The sequence below is a fragment of the Vibrio sp. Y58_MX_L22 genome (assembly GCF_024181865.1).
GTDB lineage: Bacteria > Pseudomonadota > Gammaproteobacteria > Enterobacterales > Vibrionaceae > Vibrio > Vibrio alginolyticus.
On record NZ_JAMZAN010000005.1, the window covers coordinates 367,902 to 384,510 of the forward strand.

Sequence of the window (16,609 nt, forward strand, 5' to 3'; positions counted from 1 at the left end):
GTTCTCATCTTTGTTGGCTTGCAACTCTGAAACGATAGGTTAAAGTGACGTTTTTATCACATAAAGAAGAAGATGTTGTGCGCTATTCGTTTGACCAATATGACGCTCATGGATTTTTAAAGGCGCCGATCATTTTATGGGTGGGATGGATGTTTCTTGTGCGTTCATGGGTGGTGTTTGCCATGGCTGGTGTAAGTCGTGATAGTGGCAGCAAGCTACTCGCTATTGTTTACCCAGATTCAAGTACGTTGTATTTAGGTTTGGCGATGGGCATTCCAAGTTTGCTTCTTATGTGGTTAATGGGGCTTCGTCATCCCGACAGAGGATGGGTAAACAGAATTACTCGCTATGGTCGCGAGATCACTTTGATCTTGTGCGGTATTCAACTTGCTCAGACCATGTATCATGTGTACCTAGAACATGGAGTGTTTAATTGGGCAAACGCCCTTACCATTACCTTATTAGCTTGGTTTATGATCTATCTTCTAAATGGAAGATGGGTAAAAGACTGTTTTCATGTGCCACAATTAGCGCACGATGAACAGCAGCATTCAAAGAATTAAAAACAATAACTTCCCACTCTGGGGCAAAGTAATAGAGGAAACCTCAATGTCACAAGCTCAAACGGCGATCGTGCCAGAAGCCGGGCCATTTGCACTGTACACTCAACTCAAAGTGAACCAAAACCGTGAAAACGTATTAGAAAAACTGAAAGCACTGCCAAAGTTGGTGGAAGAGTTAAACATTACCCAGCCGGGTGCAGCGCTGACGCTTTCTATCGCATTCACAAAATCGTTTTGGGAACACCTTAATGTAGACGCGCCAGAAGAGCTTATTGATTTTACTCAACTTGGCGAAGGTGACATCGTTGCTCCAGCAACAGACGTAGATGTACTGATTCACTGTCACTCGACTCGTCACGACTTGCATTTTTACGTGTTGCGTAAGTTCCTAGAAGAGACGGCACAAGATGTCACCATTGTGGACGAAACATATGGGTACCGTTACCTTGATGCTCGTGATATGACAGACTTCATTGATGGCACAGAAAACCCGAAAGGAGAGGCTCGCGCTGATGTGGCTCTAGTAAAAGAGGGCCCATTTGCTGGAGGTAGTTATGTCATGGCTCAACGCTTCGAACATAACCTTGCCGCTTGGAATCGCTTGAATGTCAAAGCGCAAGAAAAAGTGATTGGTCGTACCAAACCAGACTCTATAGAGCTAGAAGACGTTCCTGCTGCATCACACGTTGGTCGCGTTGATATTAAAGAAGAAGGAAAAGGTCTCAAGATTGTCCGTCATAGCTTGCCATACGGGACGGTAACAGGGCCTCATGGCCTGCTGTTTATTTCTTACTGCAATACACTTCATAACATTAAAGTGATGCTAGAAAGTATGTACGGCGTGACAGATGGTAAAACAGACCAAATGCTTCGTTTCACAACAGCGGTAACAGGTGCGTACTTCTTCGCTCCTTCACAAGAAATGCTCGCAGAGCTAGCCATCAAGTAAGTTCTCAGACTTTATTTCTTAAGCCCTCCAATTGGAGGGCTTTTGTTTTCTATTTCTATTCCAATCTCTTTTCAAAAAACACTAAACTTTTCTGTTACTTGGTCGATAAGTACTCAAAGCCTTAATTTTAGGACTCTTTATTCGTGGCGATCACCGTTAATACCAATGTTGCAGCACTTGTCGCACAACGTCATTTGACCAGTGCAACGGATATGCTGAACCAATCCATGGAGCGTTTGTCTTCAGGGAAGCGTATTAATAGCGCAAAGGATGACGCTGCGGGTCTGCAAATCTCCAACCGCTTGCAATCACAAATGCGTGGTTTAGATGTTGCGGTTCGCAACGCGAATGACGGCATTTCCATCATGCAAACTGCGGAAGGCGCGATGAATGAGGTGACCAATATCATGCAACGTATGCGTGATTTGTCGCTACAGTCAGCCAATGGTTCAAACAGCAAAGCGGAGCGCAATGCACTGCAAGAAGAAGTTTCTGCTTTAAATGATGAGTTAAGTCGTATTGCAGAAACGACCTCCTTTGGCGGACGTAAATTGCTGAATGGCACATTCGGTACATCGTCTTTTCAAATCGGAGCAACGGCTGGTGAAGCGGTACAAATTGGCCTGCGGACCATGCAGCCGGAATCTTTAGGTAGCTTTTCAATGAGCTCATATCAAAGAGTCAGTTCAGATTGGACGGTTCAAAACGGAAATAATGAAATTGTTATCAGCTACCGTGATAACAATTTTGAAGAGCAGGAGATCCGTATTGAAGCTAAAGCTGGCGACGATATAGAAGAACTCGCGACTTACATTAATGGGCAAACCGATAAAGTGAAAGCGTCTGTTAATGAAGAGGGGCAACTGCAGTTACTCATGTCCCACAAGGACGCCATAAAATACCCTGGACCAACCTTCAGTGGTGGCCTGGCTGATGAGTTAGAACTTGGCAAGTATGTCACCGTAAATAGAACGGTAGATAGTATTGATATTAGCACGGTCGGTGGCGCTCAGATGGCGGTCGGCATTTTAGATGATGCTTTGAAAACGGTAGATGGCAGTCGTGCGGAGTTAGGTGCATATCAAAATCGCTTCAATCATGCGATCGATAATCTAGATAATATCCACGAAAACTTAGCCGCTTCCAACAGTCGTATCCAAGACACTGACTATGCCAAAGAAACTACGCAAATGGTGAAGCAGCAGATTTTACAACAGGTCAGTACTTCTATTCTGGCGCAAGCAAAACAAGCGCCAAACCTAGCATTGACCTTGCTTGGCTGATGAACGGCCTTGCCCGAATTTAACGCAAAACCTGCCTGTATCGACAATTCGAAAAGAAGCTTTAGCGAAAAATGAAAGTTTTTTTGCTTTTTTATCCGCTTTGTCACGATTACCCCTCCAAACGAATTATTTTCAAAAAAATCTAAAATTTTCTCTAAAGAAAACAGGGCATGCGCCGTTAATAAAAGTAACTTTGAGAGAACTACTTGGTTTTCCGAGACGTCGGAAACCGCTACACCGGAAAATCAATTGGAGAAATCACCATGGCAGTGAATGTAAACACTAACGTATCAGCGATGACCGCTCAGCGTTACCTAAACAACGCAAACTCAGCTCAACAAACTTCTATGGAGCGTTTGTCTTCAGGTTTTAAAATCAACAGCGCAAAAGATGACGCTGCGGGTCTACAAATCTCGAACCGTTTGAACGTACAAAGCCGTGGTTTGGATGTAGCGGTTCGCAACGCGAACGACGGTATCTCGATTGCACAAACTGCTGAAGGTGCAATGAATGAGACCACTAATATTCTTCAACGTATGCGTGACTTGTCTCTGCAATCAGCAAACGGTTCAAACTCGAAAGCAGAGCGCGTTGCGATTCAAGAAGAAGTGACCGCTCTCAACGACGAACTAAACCGTATCGCAGAAACCACTTCTTTCGGTGGTAACAAGCTACTAAACGGCACACACGGTGCGAAATCGTTCCAAATCGGTGCAGATAACGGTGAAGCAGTGATGCTTGAGCTAAAAGACATGCGTTCAGACAACAAAATGATGGGCGGTGTGAGCTACCAAGCTGAAAGTGGTAAAGGTAAAGACTGGAACGTTGCTGAAGGTAAGAACGACCTAAAAATCAACCTAACGGACAGCTACGGCCAAGAGCAAGAAATCAACATCAGCGCAAAAGCGGGTGACGATATCGAAGAGCTTGCGACTTACATTAACGGTCAAACTGACCTAGTGAAAGCCTCAGTAGACCAAGACGGTAAACTGCAAATCTTTGCTGGCAACAACAAAGTCGAAGGCGAGGTCGAGTTTTCAGGTGGTCTATCTGGTGAACTAGGCTTGGGCGAAGGCAAAAAGGTAACGGTAGATACTATCGACGTAACCTCAGTTGGTGGCGCACAAGAATCTGTTGCTATCATCGATGCGGCACTGAAATATGTAGACAGCCACCGCGCAGAGCTGGGTGCTTTCCAGAACCGTTTCAACCACGCAATCAGCAACTTGGACAACATTAACGAGAACGTGAATGCGTCGAAGAGCCGTATCAAAGATACTGACTTCGCGAAAGAAACGACGGCAATGACCAAGTCACAAATTCTATCGCAAGCGTCAAGCTCAATCCTTGCGCAAGCGAAACAAGCGCCAAACTCAGCGCTAAGTCTGCTAGGTTAATTTCAAACCTAAGACGAGAACCTCATTGGCTCGTGGTGAGAGATGAGCGAGTAAACCCAGCTTCGGCTGGGTTTTTTTCTGTCTTTTGGGGCCCCAGGATTTCTGCGAATCACGACATTAGAGCTTCATCACATTTCAGTAAACCAAAGAAAATAATCGCAAAAAATTGAAAATTTCTTCTAAAGGATATTCATCGGTCGCCGTTAAAGGGACTGAGAGAAATGAGATGTACCTAAGTGAGGTGAGAGACACGACGGTACATTCACTAAAGCCTTAAGGAGATCAATTATGGCGATTAACGTTAATACTAACGTTTCTGCGATGACTGCACAGCGTTACCTAAACCAGGCAGCTGACGGTCAACAAAAATCAATGGAGCGTTTGTCTTCGGGTTATAAAATCAATAGCGCGAAAGACGATGCTGCAGGTCTACAGATTTCAAACCGCTTGAATGCACAAAGCCGTGGCCTAGACATGGCAGTGAAAAACGCAAACGACGGTATTTCTATTGCACAGGTTGCTGAAGGTGCAATGAATGAATCTACCAACATCCTACAACGTATGCGTGATCTTTCGCTTCAATCTGCGAACGGTTCTAACTCAAAAGCAGAACGTGTAGCGATCCAAGAAGAAGTAACAGCGCTAAACGACGAGCTAAACCGTATTGCTGAAACTACCTCTTTCGGTGGTAACAAGCTTCTAAACGGTACTTACGGTACTCAATCTTTCCAAATCGGTGCGGACTCAGGTGAAGCAGTGATGCTTTCTATGGGTAACCTACGCTCAGACACTTCAGCAATGGGTGGTAAGAGCTACGCAGCAGAAGAGGGTAAAGACGCATCTTGGACTGTTGGTGAGAAAACAGAGTTCAAAATGAGCTACACCAACAAGCAGGGTGAAGAGAAAGAGCTATCAATCAGCGCTAAGCAAGGCGATGATATTGAACAGCTAGCGACATACATCAACGGTCAAAACGATGATGTAAAAGCCTCTGTTGGCGAAGATGGCAAACTACAAGTATTTGCTTCTTCTCAAAAAGTTGAAGGTGATGTTGAGTTTTCTGGCAACCTAGCAGACGAGATCGGCTTTGGTGGTCCGAAAGACGTAACAGTGAAAGACATCGACGTAACCACAGTAGCTGGCTCTCAAGAAGCAGTAGCGGTTATCGACGGCGCTCTTAAGTCCGTAGACAGCCAACGAGCTTCACTCGGTGCTTTCCAAAACCGCTTCAACCACGCAATCAGCAACCTAGACAACATTAACGAGAACGTTAACGCGTCTAAAAGCCGTATTAAAGATACTGATTACGCGAAGGAAACCACTGCGATGACTAAGTCGCAAATTCTTCAGCAAGCAAGTACTTCAATCCTGGCTCAAGCGAAGCAGTCTCCATCTGCAGCGCTAAGCTTGTTGGGCTAAGTGGTAAACCCAGCCTGAGGTCAACACCTTAGTGCTGGGGCACCAAAGCGATAGATTCTATCGTTAGCCCATAAGGTGGAAGGGAGATTGTAATGGATATATCCTCCTACGCATCGAACATCCAGCCTTACGGCACGCCAAATGGCACAAAGTTTGCAAATAAAAATGGCAATGATATAGGCACGTCTAGCCCAGCAAATTCAAATGGTGAGATTTCGCCGCAAAAAGCGAAAAACACCGAATACGACTTCTCTGTTCAAGCTGCGCTCGAGATGGCTGAAAGCCGTCAAGAACTGAACAAAGAAGAACGTGAAAAATTGGTCGCACAAATGAATGAATTTGTAACGTCCATAAACAAAGGAGTCGCATTTCGAGTGGATGAAGAATCCGGACGAGATGTGGTGACGATTTATGAAGCCAATACCGGTGACGTGATTCGTCAAATTCCTGATGAAGAAATGCTAGTGGTATTGCGTCGCCTAGCTGAGCACACAGCCAACAGCGGGTTGTTGACTGAAAAAGTGTAAGTCGTTTTTAGAGGTGATTTGATGAGTTTAGGCCCTTTGGGGATGTCTGGCGGCATGGATGTTAATTCCATGGTCAGCAAAATTGTGGATGCCGAACGCGTACCAAAGCAGCAACGCATCGACAACGAACGCACGACAATTAATGCCAGTATCAGTGCTTACGGGCGACTCAGAGAATCATTGGATACGATGAAAAATCTCATGGCGAACTTTCGTCAGGAGAAAGCATTTGCCGTTCGCACTGTCGAAACGACCAATGACAATATCGTATCTGCCACGGCAACCACAGATGCTATCGCTGGCAAATATGCTATCGATGTGTTGCAGCTTGCTCAGAGCCATAAAGTCGCTTCTGACGTATTGCCAGAAGACGCAAAATTTGGCCCTGGTAAGCTGCAGATTTCGCTTGGTGATGAGCGTTTTAATATCGATGTTCGTTCCCGATCTAAGCTCATCGATGTCGTACGTGGCATCAATGGCGCTAAAGATAACCCTGGCGTTCGTGCATCTCTTATTAACGACGTCGAAGGTCCACGCCTTATCCTTGCTTCTAACCTCTCTGGTAAGGATCATCAAATCAGAGTCAGTGTGGAGGCAGAAAAAGGCAACCCTCTTAAATATTTCGAATACCAAACACTTGAAGACCGCGTCAACGCGCTTGAAGAAGCTCGTTCAGCGGCGGAAGATGTCTTAGGTCCTCTTAAATTTCCGGAACAACCAGCAGAAGAGCTGGATGCAAACGGCAATCCTCTACCTCCAGAAGAGCAAAAAGCGGCAGACGATGTACAAGATGATGCATCGCAGGCGCCAATCTCTGCGGCGGGTGCAGAAGCAGCCAAAGCTGGTCAAGAAGCCATTGATGAAGCCAATCGACGCGCGAGCTTACGCCCTGAAGACAGAATTCCAGGGTGGACAGAAACTGCGTCAGGTACTTTGTTGGACTCTTATGAAGAACCAGAGCTCGAACTCGACGAAAAGGCAATAGAGAAGGCACCAGATGTACCAGGCTGGAATAATGCCGCATCGGGCACCCTAACCGATTCTTACGTTACGACGAAAGAGGCTAAGCAGCTTCTTGAGCAAGAAAAAGCGGAAATCGAGCAAAAAATTGCGAGTGAAAAGCAAGCGTTAGACGAAAAAGTGGCACGTGGTGAACTTTCCGAAGCGCAAGCTAAGCAAATTCATCGCGCTAAACTTGATCCTCAAGAACGTGAGCGTCTGGAAAAAATTGATGAAGCAGAAGCGAAAATCGCAAAGGCACAATCTGCTTTTGAAGAATACCTTGGGATGACAGAAGTACAAGCAGGGCAAGATTCAGAAGTTCTGCTTGATGGCGTGGCAAAGCTATCTAGCCACAACAATGTGATTGAAGATGCGATCGAAGGTGTTGATTTAACACTAAAAGGCAAATCAGAACCGAATAAACCGCCTGCTGAAATTGGTGTCGAGTACGACCGTCAAAGTGTACGCAACGATATCGAAAACTTTGTGGCAGCGTATAACTCGTTTTATCAAACCTCCCAAGCGTTGGCGAGTGTGGATCCGGTAACGGGTCAAAAAGGGCCGTTGTCAGGTGACAGCACCGTACGTAGTGCAGATTCACGATTAAAATCGGTCTTTTCTACTCGAATCGATAAAGCACCTGAAAACCTAAAGTCCTTAACAGAATTTGGCATTACGACCACACGTCAAGGCACCCTAGAAATCAACTATGACATGCTAGACCGCCAGTTGAACAATAACTTCAACGAGTTAGAAAAGTTCTTCGGTGGCAACACAGGTTTTGCTAAACGAGTAGAAGATGCGATTCACGGTATCACAGGTATTACAGGCAGTATTCGTACTCGAGAAAAAAGTCTCACAGAACAAAACTACCGTTTGAGTGACGATCAAGCGGCATTAGATCGCCGCATGGAAAGCCTAGAGAAGCGTACTCATGCGAAGTTTACCGCGATGCAAGATGCAACCGGTAAAATGCAAGGCCAGTTAGGCGCTTTGATGAGTGCGTTGGGTTAATAAATGCAAAAAGAACTCATGGAAATTAGTGATATAGATCAACTAATTACGCAAGAATTAGAAAAAATTGATTTTAATGCTGAAGAAATTCTTCGCTTGGTCGATATCAGGGAACGGTTATTGCAAAACCTGTTACCAATTATTCATCAAAATCCTTTGGTTAAGCAGGATGCAGAGTGGCAAGCGTTGCTAACTCGTACCAAAAGAATTGTCGAGCTGATGCAATCGGAAACGTCAAAGGTCGGAAAAGAGCTCCATAAGTTTCGTTATGGCCAGCGTTCACTTCAGCAGTACAAAAAATTTATTTAAAAGAGGATTACTATGCGCGGTTCTTTGCAAGCATACAAAAAGGTATCAGTCGACAGCCAGCTTAGCGCGGCTTCTCCGCACAAAGTCATTCAAATGCTTATGGCTGGTGCGATTGAGCGCCTTATTCAAGGTAAAGCAGCCATGCAAGCAGGCAATATTCCAGCAAAAGGTGAGCGCTTGGGTAAAGCCTTAGACATCATTATCGCGCTACGCAGCTGTCTATCTATGGATGACGGTGGTGATATTGCTTCAAACTTAGATTCACTGTATGAGTTTATGATCACGCAAATTTCTGCTGCTAACCATCAAAATGAGCCTCAGCTGATCGACGACGTTATCGATATTATCCGTGAGATCAAGTCCGCTTGGGACCAAATCCCAACAGAGTTTCATAATCTTACCGCTGCTGAAGTTGGTATTTAATAGTCAAAACAATGCGTTAAGATACTAGACGAATATATTTGTCAATTGCGCAACGAGTTGTGTAGCAAAGTTTCTATCAAGCTCACACCTCTCCATTGCTTGGTTGCCTTATTTTTATATTCAAATAAAATAGAAGCCATTAGTAGCCCTAATGGCTTTTTTGTTGCTGATTTTCCTATTTTGTCTATCGTAAATTGAGTGTGGTGGTTCTGCCTTCTTTAGCACCCAATTGCGCAAATCAAGGTTTGGCCGCAACGCACCTAAAATAAAGGCAATCATTCTTACTTATGCATGGTTTGGCAAAGCTGCTTGTAATTGATGATGACGCATCAAGTCGTTTAAATTTAAGCAATATATTGGAATTTGTTGGAGAAAATTGCGAAGCGGTCAGTTCTGATCAGCTCAGCGATGTTGATTGGTCTAGCGTATGGTCGTGCTGTATTGTTGGTAATATTCCAGCAGGTCAAGCGGCGAGTACGGTTATCTCTCATTTAAACAGCGCTTACCACATCCCTCTTCTAGTCATGGGCCGTTTTCCTTTACCTGTTGATGATCTTCCAAATTTTGTTGGTGAACTAGAGCTGCCGCTTAATTACCCACAGCTTAGTGAAGCGTTACGCCACTGCAAAGATTTTCTGGGGCGAAAAGGAGTGAATGTTGTTGCTAGTGCACGCAAAAACACGCTTTTTCGCAGCTTAGTTGGTCAAAGTAGAGGTATTCAAGAAGTTCGACACCTGATTGAGCAAGTATCAAACACGGAAGCAAACGTGTTGATCTTAGGTGAGTCCGGTACGGGTAAAGAAGTTGTTGCGCGTAACATCCACTATCACTCTTCATACCGCGATGGCGCATTTGTACCTATTAACTGTGGTGCAATACCGCCTGAGCTCCTAGAAAGCGAATTATTTGGTCACGAAAAAGGCGCGTTTACTGGTGCGTTAACTGCCCGTAAAGGTCGATTTGAGCTCGCAGACGGTGGCACTATCTTTCTTGATGAGATTGGCGATATGCCAATGTCGATGCAAGTAAAGTTGCTTCGTGTATTGCAAGAACGCTGCTTTGAACGTGTAGGTGGCAATAGTACCATCAAGGTAAATGTTCGAGTTGTGGCGGCGACACACCGTAATCTAGAAAACATGATTGAAGAAGGCACGTTCCGAGAAGACTTGTTCTATCGTCTGAACGTGTTTCCAATTGAGATGCCAGCGCTGAAAGAGCGCAAACAAGATATACCATTGCTGCTGCAAGAACTGATGACACGTTTAGAGGCGGAGGGCGGACAACCTATCTGCTTTACACCTCGTGCAATCAACTCACTGATGGAGCATAACTGGCCGGGTAACGTACGCGAGTTGGCTAATCTTGTTGAGCGAATGATTATTCTGTATCCAAATAGCTTGGTGGATGTAAACCATCTACCAACCAAATATCGCTACAGTGACATCCCAGAGTTCCAACCAGAGAGCAATCCATTTGTTTCGGTGGAAGAGCAAGAGCGTGATGTATTCCAAGATATCTTCTCTGAAGATTTTAGCTTTGAAGATCAAGACGACCTTGATCACAGCATGAACGCCCCGCAAGCGCTGCCACCGGAAGGGGTTAATTTGAAAGAGCTGCTGGCTGATTTAGAAGTTAATATGATCAGCCAAGCATTAGAAGCGCAGGGTGGCGTTGTAGCAAGAGCGGCCGACATGCTGGGTATGCGACGTACTACGCTGGTGGAAAAAATGCGTAAGTACAACTTACAGCGCTAGGTAAAGTGAAGTTTTAAGACGATATCTGAATTATCACTTGTGCTAGTTAACATCGTTTTTCTGGCATCCAAAACTGTTATCTCTGAGTGTCAACTTATTGTCGATAGCTTAACGTCCTGATAAATATAAAAAATAGCTTGGTACGCTAATTGCTTACCAAGCTATTTTAGTTTTAGCGGCGATATTTCGACAGGCAGTAATGGATAACAACACCAATCAATCCCATTTAGATTCCGTAGAGAATCAGGTTGAGCGCTACAAACAGGTGCTCGATGTGATGCCTGCTGGAGTGATTTTGCTCGATACGTACGGAGTAGTGCGTGAAGCAAATCCAGAAGCGCACCGAATTCTTGAGATTCCACTGGTTAACGAAAAATGGTTCAACGTTATCCAGGCGGTGTTTGACCCACGTGAAGATGATGGCCACGAAGTTTCATTACGTAATGGCCGTAAAGTTCGACTCGCCATCTCGGCGTCCCCAACAGGTCAATTGATCCTGATTACCGATTTAACCGAAACCCGTTTACTTCAAGCTCGTGTCAGTGATTTACAGCGCTTATCGTCGTTAGGACGTATGGTTGCGTCGCTTGCTCACCAAGTAAGAACGCCGCTGTCGAGCGCTATGTTATATGCATCCAATTTGGGAGCGCCAAATCTTCCTCCAGCGACAAAAGATCGCTTCCAAACCAAATTAATGGATCGACTGCACGATTTGGAAAAGCAGGTTAATGATATGCTGCTTTTTGCTAAAGGTGGTGATAATAAAGTCATTAAGCCATTTACGATTGCCCAGTTGGTAGCGGAATACCAGCCGATGGTCGAAACCGCGCTAAAAAACAACAGTATTGATTACTGCCTAGAAGTGGAAGAAGAACAAACTGAACTACTAGGCAATGCGAACGCCATTGCATCCGCATTAAGTAATCTGGTCATGAACGCGATTCAAATGTCTGGTAAAGAATCGCAAGTCGATATTTTTTTCCGCCCGGTAAATGGTGAGTTACGCATTTCTGTGCAAGACAGCGGACCGGGTGTGCCCGAAGAACTGCAAGCCAAAATCATGGAGCCATTTTTTACCACACGTTCTCAAGGAACTGGATTAGGGTTGGCAGTTGTTCAAATGGTTTGCCGTGCCCATGACGGTCGATTGGAACTTATTTCAGAGCAGGGTGATGGAGCCTGCTTCACCATGTGCATTCCGCTAGAGCGAGTGCAAACAGAAGCGCAATAAGCGGCTTTTGGTAATAACAATTTCTGGAGAATCATAATGGCGCAAAGCAAAGTGCTGATCGTAGAAGACGATGAAGGTCTTCGTGAAGCCCTAGTCGATACTCTGGCTCTGGCAGGGTATGAATGGTTGGAAGCGGACTGTGCTGAAGATGCACTGTTGAAGCTGAAATCGAATACGGTTGATATCGTCGTTTCTGATGTGCAAATGGCGGGTATGGGTGGCTTAGTTCTGCTCAAAAGCATCAAGCAGAATTGGCCTAACTTACCAGTATTGCTAATGACGGCGTACGCCAACATTGAAGATGCCGTGTCTGCAATGAAAGATGGCGCGATCGACTACATGGCGAAACCATTTGCACCAGAAGTGTTGCTAAATATGGTCAGTCGTTATGCACCGATAAAAAGTGATGACAACGGTGATGCCATCGTTGCTGATGAGAAAAGTCTGCGCTTACTCGCGTTGGCCGATAAAGTGGCACGTACAGATGCGAATGTTATGGTGCTAGGTCCGAGTGGCTCAGGTAAAGAAGTGATGTCGCGCTATATTCACAACGCGTCAAATCGTAAAAATGGTCCTTTTGTCGCAATTAACTGTGCCGCGATTCCTGACAATATGCTCGAAGCAACACTGTTTGGCTATGAAAAGGGCGCATTTACTGGTGCTGTTCAGGCATGCCCAGGAAAGTTTGAACAAGCGCAAGGTGGCACAATCTTGCTTGATGAAATCAGCGAAATGGACTTGAACCTGCAAGCGAAGTTATTGCGTGTTTTGCAAGAGCGAGAAGTAGAGCGCCTTGGCAGTCGCAAAAGCATCAAGTTAGATGTTCGTGTGTTAGCGACGAGTAACCGTGATCTTAAGCAATACGTGTCAGAAGGAAACTTCAGAGAGGACTTATATTACCGCCTGAATGTATTCCCAATTTCGTGGCCTGCACTTAAAGAACGTAAAGGCGATATTGCACCGCTTGCCAAGCATCTTGCTGAGCGTCATTGCAGCAAAATGGGCATGCCAGTGCCTCAATTCTCGACCGTTGCGTTAGAAAAACTATTGCAATACCCTTGGCCGGGTAATGTTCGTGAATTGGATAACGTGGTTCAACGAGCGCTGATATTAAGTGAAAATGGCGACATCGATGCAGAGCACATTTTGCTTGAGGGCGTAGATTGGCAAGATGCCAATAGCTTGCAACACGTGGTGCAAAATGCAGATATGGTCGTGCCCAATGTTAAGCCAGTTGCTCAAGCTGAGAGTGTTAGCCGCCCAGTAACTGGTGGAGAAGGCTTAGGTAGCGAGCTGCGCGATCAAGAATACGCCATTATTTTGGAGACTTTGGTTGAGTGTAATGGTCGACGCAAAGAAATGGCGGAGAAACTGGGTATAAGCCCTCGAACCTTGCGCTATAAGCTTGCCAAAATGCGTGATGCTGGTATAGATATCCCGAATTAACACAGACAACAGCCATAAGACGAAAAGTGTAAGTAAATTGATTGCTAATGTCTTATGGCACGTTAATTGCTGTGTCAATAATCAGTTTTGTTAATAGTCAATCTTTTGGCTTAGAGGTGCTAATGAAAATTGATGGTATTCAGGCAGAAATGCGCGCCATGATGGTAGAAGCAACCAATACGGCTCCTACTGCAAGTGGGGCGAAAGTTGGAGCGGATTTTAACGATCTCCTAACTAAAGCCATCAATAACGTGAACACACTTCAAAAAGCATCTGGTGATTTACAAACCCGTTTTGATCGTGGTGATGCCGATGTATCCCTTTCTGACGTTATGATCGCTCGTAACAAGTCTAGTGTCGCTTTTGATGCGACGGTTCAAATTCGCAATAAACTCGTTGAGGCATATAAAGATCTCATGAACATGCCAGTGTAATTTAGGTAATAAGTGTGGCAGACAAGTCTACAGATTTAACCGTCACTGAAGGCGGCTCAGATGGTGCACTGGTAGCAAGTTCCGATGTGGATGTGGAGAGTCAAAATCCAGATCTAGAAGAGCGCAGTGCGTCAAAATTCGATATGGCAGTGGGCGACCTCGATTTACTTCGTCAGGTTGTGCTTGTGCTGTCGATATCCATCTGTGTTGCATTGATCGTGATGCTGTTCTTTTGGGTCAAAGAACCGGAGATGCGCCCACTTGGTGCGTATGAGACCGAAGAATTGATCCCCGTTCTGGATTATCTGGACCAGCAGAAAATCAATTATAAGCTTGATGGCAATACTGTTTCTGTTGAATCGAGTGAGTACAACTCGATCAAACTTGGCATGGTTCGTTCCGGCGTTAACCAAGCTACAGAAGCAGGCGATGATATTTTGCTGCAAGACATGGGTTTTGGTGTTTCACAACGTCTCGAGCAAGAGCGTCTCAAACTCAGTCGAGAGCGCCAATTGGCTCAAGCAATTGAAGAAATGAAGCAAGTTCGCAAAGCACGAGTGTTATTGGCACTGCCAAAGCACAGCGTGTTTGTGCGTCATAACCAAGAAGCGTCTGCGTCGGTATTTTTGACATTGTCGACAGGCACGAACCTTAAGCAGCAAGAAGTGGATTCTATTGTCGACATGGTAGCGAGTGCCGTGCCGGGAATGAAAACTTCTCGAATTACCGTCACAGATCAGCATGGCCGCTTACTCAGCTCAGGCTCCCAAGATCCCGCTTCTGCGGCGCGACGCAAAGAACAAGAATTAGAACGCAGCCAAGAGCAAGCGCTGCGCGAAAAAATTGATTCCGTACTATTACCGATTTTAGGTTATGGCAACTATACGGCGCAGGTTGATATCCAAATGGATTTCAGTGCGGTTGAACAAACTCGCAAACGCTTTGATCCGAACACCCCTGCGACCCGCAGTGAGTACGCACTCGAAGATTACAATAACGGTAACATGGTAGCGGGTATTCCGGGTGCGTTGAGTAATCAGCCTCCAGCGGATGCCTCAATTCCGCAAGATGTGGCTCAAATGAAAGATGGTTCTGTCATGGGGCAGGGTTCAGTTCGTAAAGAGTCCACGCGTAACTTTGAGCTAGATACCACCATCAGCCACGAGCGAAAGCAGACCGGGACGGTGGCTCGTCAGACCGTTTCTGTTGCGATTAAAGACCGTCGTCAAGTTAACCCTGATACGGGTGAAGTGACTTATACCCCAATGTCCGAATCTGAAATTAATGCCATTCGCCAAGTATTAATTGGTACCGTTGGCTTTGATCAAGGCCGTGGCGATTTGCTGAATGTATTGAGTGTAAAGTTTGCTGAGCCAGAGGCTGAGCAGCTAGAAGAACCACCAATTTGGGAGCACCCTAACTTCAGTGATTGGGTTCGTTGGTTCGCAAGTGCATTAGTGATTATTGTGGTTGTGTTGGTTCTGGTTCGCCCAGCAATGAAGAAATTGCTTAACCCTACCAGCGATGATGAAGACGAAATGTACGGACCAGACGGCTTGCCGATTGGTGCGGATGGTGAAACTAGCTTGATTGGCAGTGACATCGAAAGCAGCGAACTGTTCGAGTTTGGCTCAAGTATTGATTTGCCAAACCTTCATAAAGATGAAGATGTATTGAAAGCGGTTCGCGCTCTGGTTGCGAATGAACCTGAACTGGCTGCTCAAGTAGTGAAAAACTGGATGAATGACAATGGCTAACGATATCGTACCTCAAGATGACAACGCCGCGGGAATGCCAGTAGAGCTGGATGTTTCAACCATTACTGGCGAAGAAAAAGCGGCAATTTTGCTACTGAGCCTTAATGAACAAGATGCAGCTGGCATTATCCGTCACCTAGAACCAAAACAGGTTCAGCGTGTTGGTAGTGCGATGGCTCGCGCGAAGGATCTCAGCCAAGACAAGGTATCTGCTGTTCATCGTGCGTTTTTGGAGGATATCCAGAAATACACCAACATTGGTATGGGCAGCGAAGACTTTATGCGTAATGCACTGGTTGCCGCTCTTGGTGAAGACAAAGCCAACAACTTAGTTGACCAGATCCTACTTGGTACGGGCTCAAAAGGCTTGGATTCTTTGAAATGGATGGACCCACGCCAAGTGGCGAGCATTATTGTCAATGAACACCCACAGATTCAAACTATCGTACTGTCTTATTTAGAAGCAGACCAATCTGCAGAGATTTTGTCTCAGTTCCCTGAGCGCGTGCGTTTGGATCTGATGATGCGTATTGCCAACCTTGAAGAAGTTCAGCCATCAGCATTGGCAGAGCTGAACGAAATCATGGAGAAACAGTTCGCGGGTCAAGCGGGTGCACAAGCAGCCAAAATTGGCGGCCTGAAAGCAGCAGCGGAGATCATGAACTACCTAGACAACAACGTCGAAGGTTTGTTGATGGAACAAATTCGCGATCAGGACGAAGACATGGCGACGCAAATCCAAGACCTAATGTTTGTTTTCGAAAACTTAGTCGAAGTGGACGACCAAGGTATTCAGAAGTTGCTGCGTGACGTACCACAAGACGTGTTGCAAAAAGCACTCAAAGGTGCAGATGACTCGTTACGTGAGAAAGTCTTCAAGAATATGTCTAAACGTGCTGCTGATATGATGCGTGATGACATAGAAGCGATGCCGCCAGTACGAGTGGCAGATGTAGAAGCCGCTCAGAAAGAAATCTTAGCAATTGCCCGTCGAATGGCGGATGCTGGTGAGCTCATGCTATCTGGCGGTGCTGACGAATTCTTATAATTTCTATTGCTTCGCAATTATCCTATTGCGGAGCACCCTCACTTCTTAATCGA

Annotated in this window: 15 protein-coding genes; all 15 read left to right on the forward strand. The window is 45.5% G+C overall.

What is annotated here, in order from left to right:
- Positions 1–77: 77 nt before the first annotated feature.
- The 15 genes from NL626_RS14410 (at position 78) to fliG (ending at position 16,556) form a co-directional block, all read left to right on the forward strand.
- Positions 78–563 carry a DUF2919 domain-containing protein gene (locus NL626_RS14410; RefSeq protein ID WP_025768263.1) on the forward strand — a complete coding sequence of 162 codons (486 nt, stop codon included), beginning with the start codon at positions 78–80 and terminating at the stop codon, positions 561–563.
- A gap of 46 nt (positions 564–609) precedes the next feature.
- Complete coding sequence (locus tag NL626_RS14415; RefSeq protein WP_005387715.1) at positions 610–1,512, forward strand: Dyp-type peroxidase; 903 nt, start codon at positions 610–612, stop codon at positions 1,510–1,512.
- A 143-nt stretch (positions 1,513–1,655) separates the two neighbouring features.
- The gene (locus tag NL626_RS14420) at positions 1,656–2,795 is read left to right on the forward strand and encodes a flagellin (RefSeq protein WP_253657466.1); all 1,140 of its coding nucleotides are present in this window, start codon (positions 1,656–1,658) and stop codon (positions 2,793–2,795) included.
- A gap of 263 nt (positions 2,796–3,058) precedes the next feature.
- Positions 3,059–4,192 (forward strand): flagellin, encoded by a 1,134-nt coding sequence (locus NL626_RS14425; protein ID WP_005380447.1) that lies wholly within the window; start codon positions 3,059–3,061, stop codon positions 4,190–4,192.
- 288 nt (positions 4,193–4,480) lie between these two features.
- Positions 4,481–5,611: a flagellin gene (locus tag NL626_RS14430; protein ID WP_005380449.1), complete on the forward strand. Its 1,131-nt coding sequence runs from the start codon at positions 4,481–4,483 to the stop codon at positions 5,609–5,611.
- Positions 5,612–5,703: 92 nt separating this feature from the next.
- Positions 5,704–6,138 carry a flagellar protein FlaG gene (gene flaG / locus NL626_RS14435; RefSeq protein ID WP_005380451.1) on the forward strand — a complete coding sequence of 145 codons (435 nt, stop codon included), beginning with the start codon at positions 5,704–5,706 and terminating at the stop codon, positions 6,136–6,138.
- Between the two features lie 21 nt (positions 6,139–6,159).
- Entirely contained in the window at positions 6,160–8,154 is a 1,995-nt protein-coding gene (fliD, locus tag NL626_RS14440) for a flagellar filament capping protein FliD (RefSeq protein WP_253657467.1), read from the forward strand.
- Positions 8,155–8,157: 3 nt separating this feature from the next.
- The gene (locus NL626_RS14445; protein ID WP_005380456.1) at positions 8,158–8,463 is read left to right on the forward strand and encodes a flagellar protein FliT; all 306 of its coding nucleotides are present in this window, start codon (positions 8,158–8,160) and stop codon (positions 8,461–8,463) included.
- A gap of 12 nt (positions 8,464–8,475) precedes the next feature.
- Positions 8,476–8,886 carry a flagellar export chaperone FliS gene (fliS, locus tag NL626_RS14450; protein ID WP_005380457.1) on the forward strand — a complete coding sequence of 137 codons (411 nt, stop codon included), beginning with the start codon at positions 8,476–8,478 and terminating at the stop codon, positions 8,884–8,886.
- Positions 8,887–9,173: 287 nt separating this feature from the next.
- Entirely contained in the window at positions 9,174–10,640 is a 1,467-nt protein-coding gene (locus NL626_RS14455) for a sigma-54 dependent transcriptional regulator (RefSeq protein ID WP_005384490.1), read from the forward strand.
- Positions 10,641–10,839: 199 nt separating this feature from the next.
- A complete protein-coding gene (locus tag NL626_RS14460) occupies positions 10,840–11,871 on the forward strand; it encodes a PAS domain-containing sensor histidine kinase (protein ID WP_253657468.1) in 1,032 nt (343 codons plus the stop codon).
- Positions 11,872–11,907: 36 nt separating this feature from the next.
- Positions 11,908–13,317 (forward strand): sigma-54 dependent transcriptional regulator, encoded by a 1,410-nt coding sequence (locus tag NL626_RS14465; RefSeq protein ID WP_225455688.1) that lies wholly within the window; start codon positions 11,908–11,910, stop codon positions 13,315–13,317.
- Between the two features lie 122 nt (positions 13,318–13,439).
- A complete protein-coding gene (gene fliE, locus NL626_RS14470; RefSeq protein WP_005384482.1) occupies positions 13,440–13,751 on the forward strand; it encodes a flagellar hook-basal body complex protein FliE in 312 nt (103 codons plus the stop codon).
- A gap of 14 nt (positions 13,752–13,765) precedes the next feature.
- A complete protein-coding gene (fliF, locus tag NL626_RS14475; RefSeq protein WP_005380462.1) occupies positions 13,766–15,508 on the forward strand; it encodes a flagellar basal-body MS-ring/collar protein FliF in 1,743 nt (580 codons plus the stop codon).
- On the forward strand, positions 15,501–16,556 hold the full coding sequence (gene fliG, locus NL626_RS14480; RefSeq protein WP_005380470.1) for a flagellar motor switch protein FliG: 1,056 nt from the start codon (positions 15,501–15,503) through the stop codon (positions 16,554–16,556). The genes fliF and fliG overlap by 8 nt, the downstream gene beginning before the upstream one ends.
- The last annotated feature ends 53 nt before the right edge of the window (positions 16,557–16,609 follow it).

Excerpts from the sequence above, each read along its gene's own strand:
- NL626_RS14415 (WP_005387715.1), top strand. The coding sequence starts at position 610 with ATGTCACAAGCTCAAACGGCGATCGTGCCAGAAGCCGGGCCATTTGCA.
- NL626_RS14425 (WP_005380447.1), top strand. The coding sequence starts at position 3,059 with ATGGCAGTGAATGTAAACACTAACGTATCAGCGATGACCGCTCAGCGT.
- NL626_RS14430 (WP_005380449.1), top strand. The coding sequence starts at position 4,481 with ATGGCGATTAACGTTAATACTAACGTTTCTGCGATGACTGCACAGCGT.
- flaG (WP_005380451.1), top strand. The coding sequence starts at position 5,704 with ATGGATATATCCTCCTACGCATCGAACATCCAGCCTTACGGCACGCCA.
- fliD (WP_253657467.1), top strand. The coding sequence starts at position 6,160 with ATGAGTTTAGGCCCTTTGGGGATGTCTGGCGGCATGGATGTTAATTCC.
- NL626_RS14445 (WP_005380456.1), top strand. The coding sequence starts at position 8,158 with ATGCAAAAAGAACTCATGGAAATTAGTGATATAGATCAACTAATTACG.
- fliS (WP_005380457.1), top strand. The coding sequence starts at position 8,476 with ATGCGCGGTTCTTTGCAAGCATACAAAAAGGTATCAGTCGACAGCCAG.
- NL626_RS14455 (WP_005384490.1), top strand. The coding sequence starts at position 9,174 with ATGCATGGTTTGGCAAAGCTGCTTGTAATTGATGATGACGCATCAAGT.
- NL626_RS14460 (WP_253657468.1), top strand. The coding sequence starts at position 10,840 with ATGGATAACAACACCAATCAATCCCATTTAGATTCCGTAGAGAATCAG.
- NL626_RS14465 (WP_225455688.1), top strand. The coding sequence starts at position 11,908 with ATGGCGCAAAGCAAAGTGCTGATCGTAGAAGACGATGAAGGTCTTCGT.
- fliE (WP_005384482.1), top strand. The coding sequence starts at position 13,440 with ATGAAAATTGATGGTATTCAGGCAGAAATGCGCGCCATGATGGTAGAA.
- fliG (WP_005380470.1), top strand. The coding sequence starts at position 15,501 with ATGGCTAACGATATCGTACCTCAAGATGACAACGCCGCGGGAATGCCA.